At 65.2% G+C, this 17,913-nt stretch carries 19 protein-coding genes and 1 pseudogene; 10 read left to right on the top strand and 10 right to left on the bottom strand.

The annotated features are described in order from the left end of the window. Positions 1-7: 7 nt before the first annotated feature. The 5 genes from ACQP1O_RS16905 to ACQP1O_RS16925 form a co-directional block, all read right to left on the bottom strand. Positions 8-1,114: a 4-oxalomesaconate tautomerase gene (locus ACQP1O_RS16905; RefSeq protein ID WP_433566723.1), complete on the bottom strand. Its 1,107-nt coding sequence runs from the start codon at positions 1,112-1,114 to the stop codon at positions 8-10. Beyond that, a complete protein-coding gene (locus ACQP1O_RS16910; RefSeq protein WP_433566724.1) occupies positions 1,111-1,821 on the bottom strand; it encodes a 4-carboxy-4-hydroxy-2-oxoadipate aldolase/oxaloacetate decarboxylase in 711 nt (236 codons plus the stop codon). The genes ACQP1O_RS16905 and ACQP1O_RS16910 overlap by 4 nt, the downstream gene beginning before the upstream one ends. A 6-nt stretch (positions 1,822-1,827) precedes the next feature. Then, a complete protein-coding gene (locus ACQP1O_RS16915; protein WP_433566725.1) occupies positions 1,828-2,634 on the bottom strand; it encodes a DUF1932 domain-containing protein in 807 nt (268 codons plus the stop codon). Next, positions 2,631-3,368, bottom strand: a complete 738-nt coding sequence (locus ACQP1O_RS16920) for a PIG-L deacetylase family protein (RefSeq protein ID WP_433566726.1) — start codon at positions 3,366-3,368, stop codon at positions 2,631-2,633. Before ACQP1O_RS16920 ends, ACQP1O_RS16915 begins: the two co-directional genes overlap by 4 nt. A gap of 205 nt (positions 3,369-3,573) precedes the next feature. Beyond that, the gene (locus ACQP1O_RS16925) at positions 3,574-4,179 is read right to left on the bottom strand and encodes a GntR family transcriptional regulator (protein WP_433566727.1); all 606 of its coding nucleotides are present in this window, start codon (positions 4,177-4,179) and stop codon (positions 3,574-3,576) included. A 212-nt stretch (positions 4,180-4,391) separates the two neighbouring features. On the opposite strand from ACQP1O_RS16925, the gene ACQP1O_RS16930 reads away from it, so the two are divergent. Further along, a complete protein-coding gene (locus tag ACQP1O_RS16930) occupies positions 4,392-5,216 on the top strand; it encodes an IclR family transcriptional regulator (RefSeq protein WP_433566728.1) in 825 nt (274 codons plus the stop codon). Between the two features lie 49 nt (positions 5,217-5,265). After that, positions 5,266-5,787: a MarR family winged helix-turn-helix transcriptional regulator gene (locus ACQP1O_RS16935; RefSeq protein WP_433566729.1), complete on the top strand. Its 522-nt coding sequence runs from the start codon at positions 5,266-5,268 to the stop codon at positions 5,785-5,787. 50 nt (positions 5,788-5,837) lie between these two features. Here the strand turns inward: ACQP1O_RS16935 and ACQP1O_RS16940 are convergent, their stop codons facing one another. Continuing rightward, a complete protein-coding gene (locus ACQP1O_RS16940) occupies positions 5,838-6,116 on the bottom strand; it encodes a hypothetical protein (protein WP_433566730.1) in 279 nt (92 codons plus the stop codon). Positions 6,117-6,635: 519 nt separating this feature from the next. Between ACQP1O_RS16940 and folP the strand changes: the two genes are divergently transcribed. The 7 genes from folP (at position 6,636) to ACQP1O_RS16975 (ending at position 13,143) form a co-directional block, all read left to right on the top strand. Further along, a complete protein-coding gene (gene folP, locus ACQP1O_RS16945) occupies positions 6,636-7,430 on the top strand; it encodes a dihydropteroate synthase (protein WP_433566731.1) in 795 nt (264 codons plus the stop codon). Positions 7,431-7,520: 90 nt separating this feature from the next. Continuing rightward, the gene (locus ACQP1O_RS16950; RefSeq protein ID WP_433566732.1) at positions 7,521-8,858 is read left to right on the top strand and encodes a hypothetical protein; all 1,338 of its coding nucleotides are present in this window, start codon (positions 7,521-7,523) and stop codon (positions 8,856-8,858) included. Positions 8,859-8,888: 30 nt separating this feature from the next. After that, positions 8,889-9,134, top strand: coding sequence for a hypothetical protein (locus ACQP1O_RS16955; protein ID WP_433566733.1), 246 nt, complete (start codon positions 8,889-8,891; stop codon positions 9,132-9,134). 20 nt (positions 9,135-9,154) lie between these two features. After that, the gene (locus ACQP1O_RS16960) at positions 9,155-10,381 is read left to right on the top strand and encodes a chorismate-binding protein (RefSeq protein ID WP_433566734.1); all 1,227 of its coding nucleotides are present in this window, start codon (positions 9,155-9,157) and stop codon (positions 10,379-10,381) included. Between the two features lie 153 nt (positions 10,382-10,534). After that, complete coding sequence (locus ACQP1O_RS16965; protein WP_433566735.1) at positions 10,535-11,620, top strand: quinone oxidoreductase family protein; 1,086 nt, start codon at positions 10,535-10,537, stop codon at positions 11,618-11,620. Positions 11,621-11,751: 131 nt separating this feature from the next. Next, on the top strand, positions 11,752-12,783 hold the full coding sequence (locus tag ACQP1O_RS16970) for a hypothetical protein (RefSeq protein ID WP_433566736.1): 1,032 nt from the start codon (positions 11,752-11,754) through the stop codon (positions 12,781-12,783). Positions 12,784-12,831: 48 nt separating this feature from the next. Beyond that, positions 12,832-13,143 carry an alcohol dehydrogenase catalytic domain-containing protein gene (locus tag ACQP1O_RS16975; protein WP_433566737.1) on the top strand — a complete coding sequence of 104 codons (312 nt, stop codon included), beginning with the start codon at positions 12,832-12,834 and terminating at the stop codon, positions 13,141-13,143. A gap of 585 nt (positions 13,144-13,728) precedes the next feature. Here ACQP1O_RS16975 and ACQP1O_RS16980 read toward each other — a convergent pair. Beyond that, complete coding sequence (locus ACQP1O_RS16980; protein ID WP_433567707.1) at positions 13,729-14,820, bottom strand: alcohol dehydrogenase catalytic domain-containing protein; 1,092 nt, start codon at positions 14,818-14,820, stop codon at positions 13,729-13,731. Between the two features lie 5 nt (positions 14,821-14,825). Further along, on the bottom strand, positions 14,826-15,827 hold the full coding sequence (locus ACQP1O_RS16985; RefSeq protein WP_433566738.1) for a hypothetical protein: 1,002 nt from the start codon (positions 15,825-15,827) through the stop codon (positions 14,826-14,828). Between the two features lie 542 nt (positions 15,828-16,369). On the opposite strand from ACQP1O_RS16985, the gene ACQP1O_RS16990 reads away from it, so the two are divergent. Further along, positions 16,370-16,759: a class II aldolase/adducin family protein gene (locus ACQP1O_RS16990; RefSeq protein WP_433566739.1), complete on the top strand. Its 390-nt coding sequence runs from the start codon at positions 16,370-16,372 to the stop codon at positions 16,757-16,759. A 571-nt stretch (positions 16,760-17,330) separates the two neighbouring features. On the opposite strand, the gene ACQP1O_RS16995 is transcribed toward ACQP1O_RS16990, so the two are convergent. Together ACQP1O_RS16995 and ACQP1O_RS17000 are read right to left on the bottom strand one after the other, a co-directional pair. Next, a complete protein-coding gene (locus ACQP1O_RS16995; protein WP_433566740.1) occupies positions 17,331-17,576 on the bottom strand; it encodes a hypothetical protein in 246 nt (81 codons plus the stop codon). Positions 17,577-17,656: 80 nt separating this feature from the next. Beyond that, positions 17,657-17,887 (bottom strand): annotated as a pseudogene (locus ACQP1O_RS17000) (CoA-transferase); the annotation flags it as partial. Positions 17,888-17,913 lie beyond the last annotated feature (26 nt).

Below are 17,913 nucleotides of genomic sequence, written 5' to 3' on the forward strand. Positions count from 1 at the left end.
CGGGCAGCTATTCGGGACGGGGAAAAGCCTTACCGGCGAATAGTTTTCGAGCTGTCCGCACCACACCTGCGGAACGTGCCAGCGGCGGGGCGACGGTGGTGTCCAGATCGATGTCGATCAGTAGATGCCCGGAGGGGTGCTCCACGTCCACCCGCCGTGGCCCTGGCGGCAGACCGGCAGCGAGGGCGTAACCGACCGCTCCCGGAGTCATTATCGCCGTTGCGGCACTGATCGCGGCGAATACGCCGATGGCGGTGTGCGGCTGCACCGGAATGAACGAGCGAGTGCACACCAGCCCACCGTCGCGGGCGGGCGCCAGCAGCACCGTCTTGGGCACCGAGGACCCCGACACGTCGCCCAGCCCCATCAGCTGAGCTGCCTTGCGGCGCACGGTATCCACGTGCTCGAGCAGCGCGGCGTCAGCGGCCAGGTCGGTGGGCGGCTCGTAGCCGGTGAGTCCGTAACTCGCCGCGATCGCGACTATCACCGGCATGCCGTTGTCGACGCAGGTGATGTCGATGCCATCGATGTGGTCACGCACCCGCCCGGTCGGGAAAAGGGCCGTAGTGACCGACCCGGCGATGTCCTCGAACGTCAGTGTCACCGGCGCGGCAGTGCCCGGCACGCCATCGATACTCGTATCACCCGCGTAGACTGGGCGACCGTCGCGGATCGGGAAGCTCGCGGTGGCGGTGCTGTCGGAATTGACCTGGTGTATGCGCACTGTCGCGTTGTCGCCCGTGGCGGTCACCAGTCCGGCTTCGAGGGCGAAAGGCCCGACTCCGGCCAGGATATTGCCGCAGTTCTGCCTATCCGACACGGTCGGCCGGTCCACACCCAATTGCAGGAACAGGTAATCCACGTCCACACCGGGCCGTCGCGACGGCGACACCACCGCGACCTTGCTGGTCAGCGATGTCGCCGCGCCCATGCCGTTGATTTGTCGGGGGTCCGGCGTGCCCATGATCCGCAGGAGAAGATCATCGCGGACCGTCGGGTCGGTGGGTAGGTCGGAGGCGAGGAAGTAGCCGCCCTTGGAGGTTCCCCCGCGCATCCAGATGCACGGCAAACCTTCGGTTTCCGCATTCGCGCCGGGGCAGGGGAGAGCGGTCACCGCGTCTCCTCGGCGGTGGCGGAGTCCTCGAAGGGGACATAGGATATGCCGAATTCGTCCAGACGCGACCGCAATCCATAGCGGTCCAGACCGAGTTCGCCCCGCCGAAAGGCCTCCCGGCTAGCCTCCTCCTTGGCGAGCCGCGCGGCCGCGGCGGTCAGCACCTCAGGAACCCGGGCACGCGGCACACAGGTAACCCCGTCGTCGTCGGCGACGATCACGTCGCCTGGATGGATCACCTGGCCTTCCACGACGATCGGCACATTGATCGCCCCGGCGGTCGCCTTGACCGAGCCTTGCGCACTGACTGCGGTCGACCACGCCGGGAAGGCCATCTCCCGCAGTTCCGCGACATCCCGGACACCGCAGCCGAGCACCACTCCGCGCACGCCGCGCCGTTGTAGGGCGATGGCGAACAGTTCGCCGAACAGTCCGTCCGTGGACGGCGAATTCGTCGCCACCACCAGGACGTCCCCGGCGCGGCACTGCTCGACCGCGACATGGATCATGAGGTTGTCGCCCGGCCAGCAAAGGACCGTGACCGCCGTCGCGCCGATGCGGCTGCCCGGCCAGGCCGGACGGAGGCGCGGACCCAGATATCCGACGCGACCCGCCGCTTCGTGCACGGTGGCCACGCCGTAGTCACCCAAGCGGGCGGCGTCCTCGGTCGAGGCACGCGGCGGATCGACGACTACGATGTTCTGCATTCCGCTCTACTCCTTCTCGGCCATGGGTGCGTCGCCTTCGGCTATGGCGCGCAAGGCATCTCGGGTGGCCGCTGCGATCCGCGGGGTGAGGCCGAGGTCGGCCAGCTGAGCCGCCGCGGCGTCCATCTCCTCGGCGCGCCGCGCCGCGTGCTCGTACGTACCGGAGATCAGCCGATCGATCATGTCCGCGTCGAAGCGGACGAATTCTGTGGCCAGATGGTGCCGGAACCAGCCCTCGCATCCGGCGGCCCGGGCCCCTTCCATGGCCTCTACCACTGCGGCGGCCAAACCCTTGTAGACGACGCTGCGCAAGAGTTTTCGGGAACTGGCCGCGCCGATCGGTCCGGCGACGTGTGTTACGAGGACCCCGAACTCGGACATTATCGTGGCAAACCGCAGGGCGGCGGGGCCGGACACCGCCATCGGCGTGTAGAGGCCCGTGCCGGGTACTGGAGCCATGATGGCCACGTCGACCAGCTCGCCGCCCGCGTCCCGGATACGTTCGGCCAGGTGGGCTTTCAGGGCCGGACTCGTCGTATTTGCTTCGGCCCAGAGTGTGCCGGGACGCAGTGCGGGCAGGGCGGCCGAGAGGGCGGCCTCAGCCGCGGAGCCGGAGGTTAGCGAGAACACCAGCTCGGCGTCGCGTACCGCATCGGCATCGTCGCCGCGCTGGGAAACGCCGTGCGGCGCGGGGACTTCGGGATCGAAGCCGCGCACCGAGGCACCCGCAGCGGTCAGGTCGCGGGCGAAGGCGCCACCGGCCTCACCGAACCCGAGCACCGCGACCTGCGGGCGGCGGGGTGCAGTGGTCATGACAGCTTGGCAGTGACGTGTGGGTAATGGCGCACGAACGCCTCGGCGCGACTGTTCCTCAGCAGTCCGAGGTTCGGTCCTGCATTGCGCTCGAGCTGGACGCCGCGGCGGGCGGCCAGATCCTCGTAGTAGATCCACATGTGTTCCTGCGCGTCCAGACAGCGCATGGCCTGGCGCTTGATCTCGAACACCTCGGTGATGTCCAGCAGCACGTCGGGACGGAATTCCGACATCTCCGACTGGTGCGGTTCGAAACTGAAAACCGGTGGGGCACCGAGTGGTTCGCCCAGCGCGTCATAGCCGACGGCCTGGGCCAGAATACGGGCCTGCAGCGCCATACGCGCCGCGGCCGGGTGATCGCCGTTGTAGGGGTCGACCAGGGTGTGGGTGAGCACCACGGTCGGGGCAGTCTCGCGGTAGACAGTCACCAGTCGGTCGATCAGCTCCGGCGACTCCGGCAGCGGATAGTCCCCGGCGTCGAGGAAGCGGATGTCCGCGCCGAGGACGTCGGCCGCTGCTGCTGCCTCGGTGCGGCGCAATTCCTTGATCTCGGCGAGCTGCTTGCCTTCCCGCCAGGCCTTGGCCGACTCACCGCGCTCGCCGTAGCTCAGGCACACCACGGTGACGCGTTCACCGCGCGCCGCCGAGAGTGCTATCGCCCCACCCGCGCGCCAGACGAAATCGCCCGCGTGGGCGCTCACCACCATGAGTGAATCGGTTGTGTTCTCGGCCATCGCCTCACCTCTCTGGATCACAGATGCCGCCGCATCGTGCAGCGGTCTGCGGACGGTCCTTTGCGGCTCGCGTCCGGGTAATCCCAACCTAAAAGTTTGTCGGCGAAATTGTCAACAATTTTGTTTACGACATTGAGATTGGGTGATCGCTTCGATGGATGAGGTTGTCGTCGACTGTCCTGGAACAGGTGGTTGAGAGCTGCGCTTAGTCGGCTTCGTTCAACGCAGCGATGACGCTGTCGAGGTGGTCGCGCATGGCCTGCTCGGCGGCAACCGGATCATGCGCGATCACCGCCTCGACGATGGCAAGATGTTCGCCCAACGAGATCTGCGGGCGACCGGGGCGCAGTGACAGCTGGAATTGATACCGAACAACTTGGATGTTGAGCTTGCCGATCAGCTCGGCCGCCGTCCGCTGCTCGGCGATCTCGGCCAACACGGTGTGTAGCTCATGGTTCAGCGTCGAATATTTCAGGGGCTCGTTGTCGCGTACCGCAGCGCTGAGCTGGTCCGCGTAGTCGCGCAGCCGGGCGATGTCGGTCTCGTCGGCGTGTGCGGCGGCCTTGGCTGCGATCAGACCCTCCAACGCCCGTCGGCACTCCAGAACCTCGATCGCCTGCTGCTTGGTGACGGTGCGCACTCGAGCGCCGCGGTTATGGATACGTTCGATCAGACCTTCGCCGATCAGGTCGTCGAGGGCCGCCCGAACGCTGCCGCGGGTGACGCCGAACTGCTCGACGAGATCCGCCTCCACCAACCGCTGCCCGGGTGCGACCTCGCCTTGCCGGATGGCCTGGCGCAGTCCCTCCACCGCGATGGTCTTGCCCTCTGTCCCGCGCGCAAGCTCGGAAGCATCCGACACCGATACCGTCCTCATCTAGGCAACCATTTTGTTTAGAATTATGCCAACGATTCTCGGCGTGGCTGTCCAGCGTGGCCGGAGATCGGTCGTTCGGTGATCGGTGGGACACGTAGCGGCTGCTCCCCAACTGGCGTAATCGAGCGGGAAGGCGATGAGATGCTATGAGCATGAACACTGGACCTGATCGTTTGGGCGAACTGACCGAGCCTGCGGGTCATGCCACGCCTGCATATCCTATCGGGTCGGTCGACAACACCTTGCGGATTCTGCTGCTCCTGCGTGACCGCGGTAGCTTGACCCTCGCTGAAGTCTCCACTGAACTGGGCATCGCGCGATCCAGCGCGCATCGGCTCATGGCCATGCTGACCTACTACGACTTTGTGCGGCAAAGCCCCGCCGACCGTTCGTTCCGCATCGGCCTCGCCTTGGTCGACATCGGCTTGGCAGCCGCCCGAACCCTGGACGTGCGAGCGCTTGCCAGGCCGATCCTCACCGGCCTGGCCCAGTCCACGGGAATGACAGCCCATCTCGTATTCCCGCGCGGAAGGGAGGTTCTGTTCGCCGATGGCGTCGAAACCGAGCGGACGATCCGCGCCGCGCTGCGCACCGGCAGTACACTTCCGGCCCATGTCACCAGTGCGGGCAAAGCAATGCTGGCGACCCTTTCGGACGACCAACTGCGCCAGATGTTTTCGAAGGAGCCACCGCAGGCGTTGACCGATATTTCAGTGTCGTCGCTCTCGGCTCTGCTGCGCGAGATTTCCGGGATTCGCCGTAGTGGTTACGCGATCAATCATGGTGAAAGCGAACCCGGCGTGCTGGCCATGGGCGTCGCTTGCGTCGTCCGGGGCGCCGAGCTCATGGTCGGTTTGTCTGTGGCGGGACCCGATTTCCTGCTTGATCAGGCCTGGGAAGAGCAAGTCGCGCAGGATTTGCGCCAAGCGGCGACGGAGCTCGCCAAGCAGATTGAAACCTATAACCTGTAAGAGCACTCGCCTGATCGGTTCGGCTCGGGCGATGTGTGACCATCGTTCTGTGAGCGACGTGCAACTGACGCGGGCCAGTGACGCCCTGACCCGGCTGGTGTTGACCATGTTCCGAGCCAACGGGGTATTGAATGCGGCGGGTAATCGGCTCGTGGCGGACCAAGGGCTGACCGGCGCGCGGTGGCAGGTGCTGGGCGCAATCGTGCTGGCGGACCGGCCACTGACGGTCGCGCAGATTGCGCGGCGGATGGGGTTGACGCGGCAGAGTGTGCACGCGTCGATCCGGCGTCTCACCGACGATGGTTTGCTGGCGTTCGCACCGAATGCGGACCATCGGCGCTCACCACTCGTCGAACTCACCGCGGCGGGCGCGGCGGCATATTCGGAGGCGAATCGTCAGCAGATCGCATGGGCGAACCAGCTCGGCGCCACAATCCCGACGGCGGACCTCGCGACCGCCGAGCACGTCATCGATACTTTGTGTCGGCAGTTGGACGGGGAGGAGTCGACGGACGCCGACTCGTGGAGGCGCCGAGTTTCCGTGCTACACAACGCGTTTCGTAGTTTGTAAGCGCATCTGCCGACCGAGCCCGGTTGCGGCCTGCTTCAGTTTCTGTGCGGTCAGCTCTCGTTCAGCACGGAATCCGGTCCCGCCACAGACCGGCCGGCGACGATATCGGCTTCTGGGAGGGTGTATGCGATACCCATCGCCAGCACGCCTGGTTCGCTTTCGCCATGGTTGATCGCGTAGCCGACACGGCGGGTCGTGGCGACCTCGCGGATCAGGGTCGAGATCGAAACACGTACTTGCCGGTCATCGCCTGCGGGGCTCGTCCGCACACCTCTGGCGCAGTTGTTCGTCGGACAAGCGGCCAGCATCGGTTTGCCCGCGCTGGCCACATCGGGATGTCATATCGGGGCAACTCGGCGATTCCTGCCAGCGGCACGGCGGCAGTCCCTGACTTCCCAGCAACAGCGCCCGAGATCGGTCGGATGCAAGTAATCGGCAACCTTTGCCGGGGGAGAAGCTGTCGACTCCCAGGTTGGGCAACAGCTGGTATGCGTCCGGTCCACGCAGGGTAGCGACGGCGCGGCTGTGCTCGCTCGCGTCATCGCCTGCCCGGTTCGGCACCAGCACAAGGTCACCTGTCGGCCGGGACATGGCCGTCTCTACACCTGCGGTCCGAGATCGATCGCTACCCGTCGCTGATTTGTCTGTATTACAGACCAATCTTCTGCTATACAGACAGTGGCACTGCTGACAGAATTGTCGCAATGATTGTTGACAATCATGCCGTGCCGATGCGTTACCGCAGATGAGGCCGCCGTACGAAGGAGTGCGCCCCGATGAATCCGAGGACCGCTGAAGTGGCACGTAATCGCGTGCGGGGTCTTCCGGTGCGGAAGCGGTGCTTGGTCATGGGCATCGTCAATGTGACGCCGGATTCGTTCTCCGACGGCGGGCTCTACCTGGCGACCGATCGCGCCATCAAACGCGGCTTGGACATGGCCGCGGCTGGCAGCGATATCGTCGACGTGGGTGGTGAATCCACCCGGCCCGGCGCGAGTCGCGTGCCTGGCGAGGAAGAGAAGCGCCGCGTCCTTCCGGTCGTTCGTGCGCTGGCGGCAGCGGGCGTCGCGGTCAGCATCGACACGATGCACGCCGATGTTGCCGAGGCCGCTCTCGATGCGGGGGCGTGCGCCATCAACGACGTGAGCGGCGGGCTCGCCGATCCCGATATGTCGCGGTGCGCCGCCGATTCGGGCGTTCCGTATATCGCAATGCATTGGCGCGCGCCGAGCGACGAAATGTACAGGCACGCCGCATATTACGACGTTGTCGCCGAGGTGGCCGCCGAACTGGAGCGGCGGCTGGACGCGTTGGTCGGCGCCGGTGTGTCGTTCGAGCAGATCATCGTGGACCCCGGATTGGGGTTCGCGAAGAACGCCGGCCACAACTGGCAGTTGCTCGCACGACTCGACGCGCTGCATGCCCTCGGCCGCCCGATTCTCATTGGGGCATCGCGCAAATCGTTCCTCGGCCGGCTTATCGGGGAGGGTAGCCCGCCTCGCCATCGCGACGATGCTACGGCGGCCGTGTCCGCCCTCGCGGCGGCGGCCGGAGCGTATTGCGTACGGGTACACAACGTCGCCCCCACCCTCGATGCCGTACGGGTCGCCGCAGCCTGGGCGCACGGCGGATCCGCGCCCTGACATTCCGCCGTTCGCGTCGTCCACTGCCCCGACCGGCGGTCCTGATCCAACTCTGGTGTTGCTCGAAATCAATTGGCAAGGAGTACTCGAATGACCGTTCCGACCCTTCAGGACGCCATCGACCAAGCGGGATCCCCGATTCGGTTGTTGTGGAAGCCGAATGCGCCACGGTGGCTGCCTGCGGTCGTACCGTCGGAGTTCGTCGGCTGGAGCGCAGAACATGCGGCCGCCTACGAATCCGTCGCACTGTCAGATCTATGCCACCACATGACGCATCTGTTCGTCGAGGGACCGGACGCGCTGCGGCTGCTGTCCGATTACAGCACGAACAACTACGACAATTTCGTGATCGGCCAGGCGAAGCAGATCATCGTGGTCACCGAACAGGGATACATCATCAACGATGCGATTCTCACACGGGACGGGGAGCAGAAATTCACCCTGACCGGCGTGCCCTCCATCATGTCGTGGATCAAACATTATGGGACAACGGGCGACTACGACGTATCCATCTCCTACGACCCGGACTCGGGAGTCCGCGGGGGCGGCGATCCAGTGTTGTTCCACTACCAGGTTCAAGGGCCGCGCGCTCTGGACCTGGTGGAGCAGGTTTTCGGTGGACCGCTGCCGAAGACCAAGTTCTTTCATTCCGCCGCAGTGGAATTGGGCGGGCGACGTTTCCGCGCACTGCGGCACGGCATGACCGGGCAGCCCGGATACGAGTTCACCGGTGCGTGGCAGGACGGCGAGTTCGTCAAGCAGGCGCTGCTGGAAGCCGGTGAGTCGTTCGGTCTGGTGCAGGTCGGCGCCCTGGCGTACTCGCTGAACGCGGTGGAGAGCGGCTGGGTGCCGATCCCGACTCCGGCAATCTACAGCGCGCCGGAACTGCGGGAGTATCGGGAATCGCTCAGTGCGCGGTCGTTCGAGGGTTTCAATCCACTACACGGCACCTTCTTCTCGGAAAATATCGAGGACTACTACACCACGCCGTATGAATTGGGCTACAGCAAGCTGATCGCGTCCAACCGCGATTTCGTGGGACGCACGGCGTTGGCGGCGGCAAGAGACAACACGACCCGCGAACGGGTCACTCTCGTTCTCGATCGTGATCAGGTGCGCCGGGTCTGGGGCGGCCCGGAGTTGCAATTCGAGCAGAGCCACGGCCGCTACCGCGTGGAAGTGGACGGTCAGCTCATCGGAATCACCTTCTGCACCGCCTCGATTCCCGCCCTCGGGACGTTGCTGGCGTTGGCGTTGGTCGACAAGAAATACGCCGCGCCGGGGACCGAGGTGACCTTCGTGTGGGGCGAGCACCCCGGCTCGGGGACCGATCCCGATGCCGATCTCGGTTTCGACCGCATCAAGGCGACCGTGCAGCCATCGCCCTACAACGAGTTCGCGCGCAACAGCTACCGCGTGAACAACTGAGTTGTGCAGTTCTATCCGAGGAGTACGAAAGTGACCGCACCGAACCTGCAGGAAGCGATCGACCGAGCGGGATCTGCGATTCGGCTGCCATGGCAGCCGAACGCATCGCGCTGGCAGCCCGCAGTGGTGCGACCGGAGTTCGTCGGATGGCGGCAGCAGCATGCGGTGGCCTTCGACACCATGGCGCTCGTCACGCGCGACACCGTCGTCGTGACCGAAACGGGCGCGGAGCGGCTGGGCAGCCGCCGGCGCGAGCTGATCGTCGTCGACGCGTAGTGCGCGGAGGGTGAACCAGGATGACAGCGCCTGTTTCATGGGGGCGTTTCGACGATCTGGTCACTGGATCTTCTTGGCGCTTCCCCGATATCGCGTACGACGTGGCGGCCAGCCGGCCTGAGCAGGTACGCGATGTGCTGCGCGAGGTGGAGTTCGCGACCACGCGTGGTTGGTGGGCCTTCGGTTTTGTCTCGTATGAGGCGGCCCCCGGGTTGGATCCGGCGCTGACCACTCGGGAACCAGTCGAGGGGCTGCCGCTGGCCTGGTTCGGAATCTGCCGGGAACCACGGAGCACGCCAGCTCTCGTGGGCGCTGTCCCGGCGATATCCGGGCTCGGTGACTGGGTGTGTCACTGGCCGGATGAGCACCATCGGCGGCAGGTCGAGCGGGTACGGCGGGAGATCGCTGCGGGCGAGACCTACCAGTGCAACCTGACGACCCGCCTCACCGCCGATTTTCGTGGGCGGCCCGAGGATCTGTATATCGGGCTGGCGCTAGCCCAAGGGGGTTCGTACAACGCGTGTATCGATACAGGTCGGTTCGTGATTGCCAGCGCGAGTCCGGAATTGTTCTTCGAGACCGTCGGTGCGGACCTGTGGATGCGGCCGATGAAGGGGACCGCCCCACGCGGGCGTACAGCGGCAGAAGACGCGGCAATCGTGGCGCGGCTGCGAGCCAGCGAGAAGGAACGCGCGGAGAACATCATGATTGTCGACCTCGTTCGTAACGACGTCGCGAAGCTCGCGGTCACCGGAGGTGTGTCGGTTCGTTCGCTGTTCCAGGCTGAGCGGTACGAAACCGTGCACCAGCTCACGTCCGAGGTGACCGCTCGGTTGCGACCCGGAATCGGCCTGCCGGAGATATTCGGCGCGCTCTTCCCCTGCGGGTCGGTCACCGGAGCCCCCAAGGCTCGTACGATGCGGCTCATCCGGGACGTGGAGGACGAGCCGCGCGGCGTCTATTGCGGCGCGATCGGTATGGTTGCTCCCCCCGGCGCTCCCTTCGGCGCACGGTTCGGCGTGGCGATTCGCACGGTAGTCATCGATCGGAACCACGACACCGCGACGTATGGCACGGGTGGTGGTATCACGTGGTCCTCCGACCCCGCCGCCGAATACGCCGAACTGCAGGCCAAGACGGCACTGCTCACCAGGCTGAATACCGGGGGTGGGCACCGGAGGTGGCATCGCGCCGCCGGGCGGTCACCGGCCGTCGTGGGTCCAGGGGGTTTCCAGGATGCCTCGTAGGGATGGAGCGCGCATTTCTGTCCGCGGACCGATCTCCGGAATGTCGTGCCACCATCTTCTGATTTCCGGAAACGCGCTGCCCGGAACGCGAAGGCCTGAAATTCCATACAACTATCGAAAGGTCCGGCCCATCCGGCCGATAAGGAGGGAATTGTGAATACCGTCGAAACAGGCACGGAGAAAACCATGAAGGCAGTGTGGTTGTTCGAATGCGGCGGCCCCGACGTGCTGTCGTATATGGACGTACCGATGCCCACGGTTGGTGCCGACGAGGTCCTGATCCGGGTGCACGCCACATCGGTCAACAGTTGGGACCTTCGTTACCGGGCCGGCAATCTCCCATCGGCTCTGCCGGGGCGGGCAGCGTTCCCGCTGCCATTTCAACTCGGTCGCGACGCTGCGGGCGAGATCGTGGAAGTCGGTGCGGCCGTCACCCGATGGCATGCTGGCGACCGCGTGGTCCAGATGACGCATCCCGCATGCGGACAGTGCGCGATGTGCCTGCGTGGCAAGGACAACCTGTGCATCAATATCGCAATCCCCGGTCACCAGATCTTCGGCGGCTACGCCGAATACATCGTGCGCCATCAGGACGCTGTGCTTCCCATTCCCGAGGGCATCGGCTTCGAGACGGCCGCGGCCACCCTGTGGACTTACACCACACCCCTCAACTGTGCGCGGCGAGCCCCGGTCGGCCCGGGCGATACGGTAGTCATCACCGGCGCCAGTGGTGCCATGGCCACCGCCTGCGCCCAGCTGGCGAGGCTCAACGGTGCGGTCGTCATCGGGACCACCACCAAAACCGATCGCGATGACCGGCTGAAGGCAATCGGCTACGACCATGTCGTGCACTCGACCGACCCACAACTGGCCGACCAGGTCCGCGACCTCACCCATGGGCTCGGCGCCGACGCCGTCTGGGACTGCGTCGGCGGCAACGACTCTTTCCAACTGTCGGTGTCCTGCACCCGCCTGGGTGGCACAGTCCTCGTCCTCGCCGCACCGTTCGACGCGAAATGGGGCCTCGAAATGAACGTGTCGTCGTTCCTTTTCAAGGAATTGAATGTCCACGGCATCCGCGGTGCCAAACGGCGGGATCAGGAGGTCTGCCTGACGCTGCTCGCGAACGGAAAGATCAACCCGATAATCGACCGTCGTTTCCCGCTGGCCAAGGCCGCGGAGGCGCACGCATACCTGGAAAGTCAAAGCCAGATCGGAAAGGTACTCCTACTGCCGTAGAAATTTCATTCAGCCATAACGACAAGCGAGATAATGAATATCTTACCAACCATTCACTGCGGTCTCGGCGTCGCCGAAGGCGTGCAAGCCGCATTCCGTAACTCATCGGCTTACGCCGGGAAGGCAGCGCAATGACGAATCAGACGGTGGCCAATGCCGAGCCGTTCATCGATCGGCAGATCTCGCTGAGGTTCAAAGGCGATTGGGGCGGGGCCAACCTGCACCGCGTCTGTGGCTGGTTGAGCCAGGAACTCGGCGATCGGTGCGCCCGAGGATCGCGATTCACCATCGCGAACGGTCGTGGTGGCACCGATGAGGTTCACGCGCTGCTCGCCGGCGACGTCGACGTCGCGATCCTGACGCCCACCGCCGCGGCCGCGGGCATTCCCGCCGGAGTCGGGCCGCTTGCGGTCCCGGGCGCCGGCCAATTGCGGGCCCTGGGCACCGTGCCGCAGATAGACCGGCTGGTCACCTGCGTGGACGCGGAGTTGGGCGTGTCCCAGATGAGCGAGCTCGCCGACCTGTCGTCGTCGTTGCGCATCGCGACCAGCCCCAATGATGGCGAGCATCTGATCGGAGTGGCCGCGCACCGCCTGTTGAGCGCGATTGGTATCGAGCCGCGCCAGCTGGAGGAGGCCGGCGGTTCCTTCATCTACACCGAGCGGCCGATGTCGGCGATCGCGGCATTCCGGGAGGGTGTCGCCAACGTACTGATCAATGAAGCGATCATGCTTCCCGTCTGGCAACGAATCACCGAGAAGAAGCCCGTCACCTATCTCGACGCCGGTGCCGCGGCAATCGGTGCGTTCGCGGAGTGGAACTGGCCGACCGCCACGGTCGCGAGCGGCTATCTGCCCACACTGGACCGCGATCTCACCGCGCTGGACTACTCCGACTTCCTGCTGGTCTGCCGGGCCGACCTGCCCGACGATATCGCCGCCCTGATCGCGTGGTGCATGGTCGCCACCCGCGACGCGATCGAATCCCAGTACTGGTACATACCTGCGGATCAGAGTCCGATCACCTATCCACTCACATTGCGCGGGATATCCACCGCCGTCATCCCGCTGCATCCCGGTGCCGAGGCCACCTACGCGACCCTCGACGAGAACACCAGAGCCGTCAACGAGGACCAGATCTGGCTCCCCGGGAGCCGATCGTGACCGCCGCACCGTATCCCTGCCATCACTAGGCCGTCCGCATTTTCGCGCATGGCGGGCCGGGCGAACTGGTATGTGGCGATTACCGGCTGGAATCGCTCGGCCCGACCGGGGTGCTCGTCGCGGTTCATACCGGTACCGGGGAGGGACCTGCACTCGCGCTCCGGCAGAGTCCGGACGGTGAGCCGCCGCGGCCGGTGGAGCCTGCCGATGCCGCGGCAGCAGGGGAGAAAGGTATCCGGCACGGTCGTCGCGGTCGGCACAGCGGTGACTCGCTTCCGGCCCGGACAGCCGGTAGTCGCCGTCGTCAACCCGAGAACCCGTACTCGCCGGAGGCTTACCGCGTTTGAGCAATCTCTCTGAATAGAGCCCCTGGGCACGCCGGCACCGGCTCGTACGCGGAATACCTTGTGCGCGATCAGGATATGTGGCTGCCGCTGCCAGACCACGTCGATTTGGATCGATCTGGAACAAGCCGCGCTGATCCTCTGGACTCACGGCACCGCCCATCAAGTGATTCGTGACCGGCTGCGGGCCGGGCTGCGGGAGACGATCTTGGTGTGCGGTGCTGCCGCCGCGGGAGTGGGCCCCCGCCCGGTTGGCCGCGGCTGGCGGGTGCCCGCGTGGCGATGACGACCCGCTACCCCGAGAAGGCGGATGCGCGCTCCGGGTGATCGGTGCCCACGAGGTGGTGGTCACGGACGACCTGCCTGCGGCCGTGCCGCAGATCCGAGCGTGGACCGATGTGGGCCGCCGTACCAGAAGGCACTATGACGCAACCGCCCGTTAGCTCCGGTGGAGTCGCGCGCCCTGGATGCGGCGCCCGCAATGCCCTGAGATGGCGCCTGGCGATGTGTCCGCATCACGCGCCAGCCCTCGCCCTGGCCGGCCAGACCAGGCGCGTTCTCAGCGCTTGGTACCAGCGCGGCCGGGCGAAGGCTGCTCCGGTCAAGGGTTCACAACGGTCATCCACATGGGTTCATCCCGGCGCCGCATTGCGTCAACGGCCTTGATCGCATCGGTGAGCGGGAATCGATGGGTGATCAGGTCCTCCGCGACGAGTGCTTCGGTTTCGAGCAACCGAAGGACTTCCCGTGCGTCATTGCGGGTGCAGGCGCGGGTTCCGACGAAACGCCAGCAGTTGACCATGAGTGCGATCGGTGGAAATGGCAGTGGAGTGGAGTTCGCTCCCATATGTACCAGTGTTCCGCCGGTAGCCAGAGCTGCCATCGCTTGCGCGGTAGCGGGCCCCTCGGGGATGAAGTCGATGACAGCGTGGGCGCCATCGGGTGCGTACTCGCGCAACCGGCGGGTGAGCACGCCGGTTGCGCGCCAGTCCGCGGGGAGGTCGCCAAGAGCGATGATCTCGGTATGGATGCTGTCGGCCAGACGAGCGACGGACCGCAGCCGACCGGCGTCGCGACCGACCAACAGCAGACGTGCGACACCGAAATGTCCGGCGAGCTTCACAGTGGCGGTACCCATGGCGCCGGTGGCGGCATTGACGACAACGGTAGATCCGAGCGGCAGATCGGCGCATTTGAGCGCGCGTACCGCGTCGGCCAGGTCGTGCACCTTGGCCGCCACATCGAAACCGATGGAATCCGGCAGCGGATCGGCCAGCCAATGCGGAATGCGAACGTATTCTGCGAGTCCGCCGTTGTGGTATTCGTCGTAGAGGGGCCTCGGGAGATCGCCGAAGGCGGCGTGGCCGAGGGTGGCCTGCTGGGCGCACATCATGTCTCGATCGGTGCGGCAATAGACGCATTCCCGGCAGTTGAGGTTCGGGTGCACACGGACCCGGTCACCGACCGCGAATCCGGTGACAGCACTGCCTACTGCGGCAACGGTACCGGCGGCTTCATGCCCGAGAGTGGTCGGCAGATGTTTGAACGCCCGCATCTCGAGCAGGCGAATGATTCCCGGCGCGAGACCTGCCGCAGCTACTTTAACAACGACATCGAGAGGACCAGGGCTGGGAATGGGAAGGTCTTCCAGCACCAGGGTGTCGGCACCGGCATGGGCGCGAAGGGAGAGCATGGTCGTCACTGATGGACCTCCGAGTCGAGCGAGTTGAGGCGTTCGGCCGAATATGCGTCGGCGGTACGAGCGGTGTCGGCGACCTGGGGCAGCTCACGGTGCGAGAGCAGCCTGACGTACTCGCCGGGCTCAGTCGTGACGCTGGAGTGTGCGATCCCGAGCGGAATTCGCACGAAGTCACCAGGTTCCAGGTCGACAATGCCGCGTTGACTGATCAGGGTGCGGTGTCCGCGCGCCTGGTACTGGATCTCGTCGGCGTCCAGCGTACGGCGATAGCGCCGCACGCTGGACGGTGCGGTAATGACCGCACCGAGCCGAAAGCGCTCGGCGCCGTACAGCCAGGTGGTATCCCGGCTCGGGTCGGCGCGCAGGACCCGCATGCGGCGGTCTTCGGCATGAACCTGCTCGAGCAGTCGTCGTTCGTCGGCCCCGAAAACAGTGATGTCGTGGCCGAGTGCGCCCATGCATTGCGTGACGGCCTCGTTGACTTCGCCGGGCTCCCAGCCTGGATACGGCGGAAGTACCGGCTGCGACGTTCGTTCCGCCGGAACGAGTTCGGTGACCGGCGCGGGCACATAGAACAGCAGATGGCATTCGCCGCGGCAATAGTTGTCGTGGGCGACGCCACGCGGGATGCGGGAGAACTCACCGGGCCGGTGTTCGATCACACCGAGTTCGGTCATCAGGGTGCGCTCACCGGAGACCTGATAGCTGATTTCGTCGACGTCGCAGTTGCGGTGGTAGAACGGCTGGCGACCTCGCATGATCTGCCACTCGACGCGGATCTCGTCGTTCTCGTACATGCCGCGTGGCGGGCCAAACGGCTCGCCGCCATATTCTTGCGGGCGGTGGACCACCTGCAGCGGCGGATGGTCGTGCCATAGTTTGACGGGCACCGTGGGCGGGCGCGGTGGCGCCAGCAGCAGATGCTCATCGCGGACGAGGCTCCGCAGTGGACGGTCAGATCCTAGTACCATGATGTCTTCGACGATTTCGCCGATGCTCACGGTGACCTCCTTGTTGTCTCAGAACGGCTTCTGATCAGTGAGCTCGGGCCGGGGCTCGTTCTGCCGGCGCCGGTGTACCCCCTGTGGAGTGCCGGGCGCTTGGAACGATTCGGTGGCCTTCAGGCCCCGGGCTCACCAGCTGAGTGGCCTTGCGGCGCAAGGTATCCACGCGCCTCCGCAGAATTGGTCGATCGATATACGGCTGAATCGGTCGCCACGATGGATTTCACGAGCATTTATCTCCTGCCACAGCGCGTGCATAGGTGCCTCCATCAGGTCCCACGGAGTGATATGCCAGCATCGCTCGGGCCAGAGGGAGGGTGAACGCGGCCAGGACGGCTGCGGCATGAGGCAGTGATGCTCGCGTGGTGCCATGTGCCGATGCGCAGTTGTCCGGTATCGGCCGTGTCCGTCGTCACAGTAGGTGTTTGTGTGCAAAATTGTCAACAATTTCTAGGTTGTTGACATGTTCTAAAGCCAACTGACAGCGTTGGGCGCTGGCCGCAAGAATCCAGGGCGAAATTCGGTCATAACACACGACAGTGATCACCGACGTCGTCAGCGCCAGCCATGCCCTGGCCACTGCAGGTCTGTCGGACATGGTGTGGGGCCATGCGGCGGTCCGCGATCCCGTTGGCAAGGGTGCGTGGATGAAGGCTTCCGGATTCGGATTCGAGGAGGTTCAGCCCGATCTGATCGTCCTGTTCTCACCGGATGGTGATGTCCTCTCGGGCACCGGCAAGCGGCACCTCGAGTATCCGATCCACACTGAGATCCTTACTCTACGAACGGATGTGGGTGCGGTCGTCCACACGAATGCGCCCGCACTGGCTGCCTTCTCCTCGCTGGAGCGCGATCTGCAACCCATCTCGCACGACGCGGCGCCGTTCACCCATCCCAGCTTCCGCGGTTCAACCGCACCGGGGCGTTGACCGCCACCCGAGACCTGGGGAGGGCACTCGCCGAAAGCCTGGGCGATGCGAATGGCATCCTGATGCCCCATCATGGTACGGGTGACAGTCGGGTCGGATATTGCCACTGCAGTCATGCACGCGGCGTTGCTGGAACGTGCTTGCCGCATACAGCTTCTCGCGGAAGCAGCCGGTGGGCCTCGAACGGCTTCCGATGAAGCCGAGACCCAATTCAAGCACGACCAGGTCTGGAACCCCGCACAGATCAATGCCGGATGGGCATATCTGGTTCGCCGCTCCGGCACTCCGAGCTAGACATGGCCATATCGCAGGCCGTCGGCATCAGCGTGGCCGCCGCCCCAATTGCCGGGTGCCAGCGGCCTGCCCACGGCACTGTGACACCCGGCCTATGGCGATCTCCATACGTACTGGCGGTTCGGTGGCGAGAACCGGCCCCATTCGCTTGTCACGAACAGCCACGTGTACCAAGGCTTTGTCTCCGGCCCCGTGCTCGGGCGGATCTGCTGACCGCCGAATGTGCGCCGGACGACGGCGTCGGTGGCGTCCGCGGATAACCGCGGAAACTCTCGCGTCAGCCGGTGTAAGACAGGTACCGGAACATCACTGCGGTGGCACCGGCCATGACCGCTTGCATTGCACCGGTCAGGCGGTGGGCATGGTCGTCCACGGACGCTCGCCGATAGGAATGGGCGACCCAGACGGCGGCCACCGCCAGGTAGCCGAGCCCGATTGCCAAGTCCCGGTGTCCCGCCCGGGACGGCAGCCGCATCGTCATCGTCGACGGCATGGACATCGTCACGGCGCGGTCCATGTCCATCGAGCCGCCGCCGGCGGATTATGGGTACCGCCGACGATCGATGGGTCCATGACGGCATGCATTCACGCCATCATCGCCACCCTGGTCAGGCGGTCGAAGACCCATGAATCATGCTGCGGTGGAAACGAACACACGATCTTGCGCACGCGGGTCGCTGCGAGCAGCGCGGCGAGGCCGGTATCGCCGTTGCCGGCATTGTTCGAGACTACCGTCAACTCTGCGGCGCCCTGTTGGATCAGGGCGTCGATCAGATGTACCGGCATGTCGGCCATGCCGAATCCACCGATGAGAACTGTTGCGCCATAATTGATTTCAGCGACTAGGTCAGGCGTTGGTG

Source organism: Nocardia sp. CA-151230 (assembly GCF_050942175.1).
Lineage (GTDB): Bacteria > Actinomycetota > Actinomycetes > Mycobacteriales > Mycobacteriaceae > Nocardia.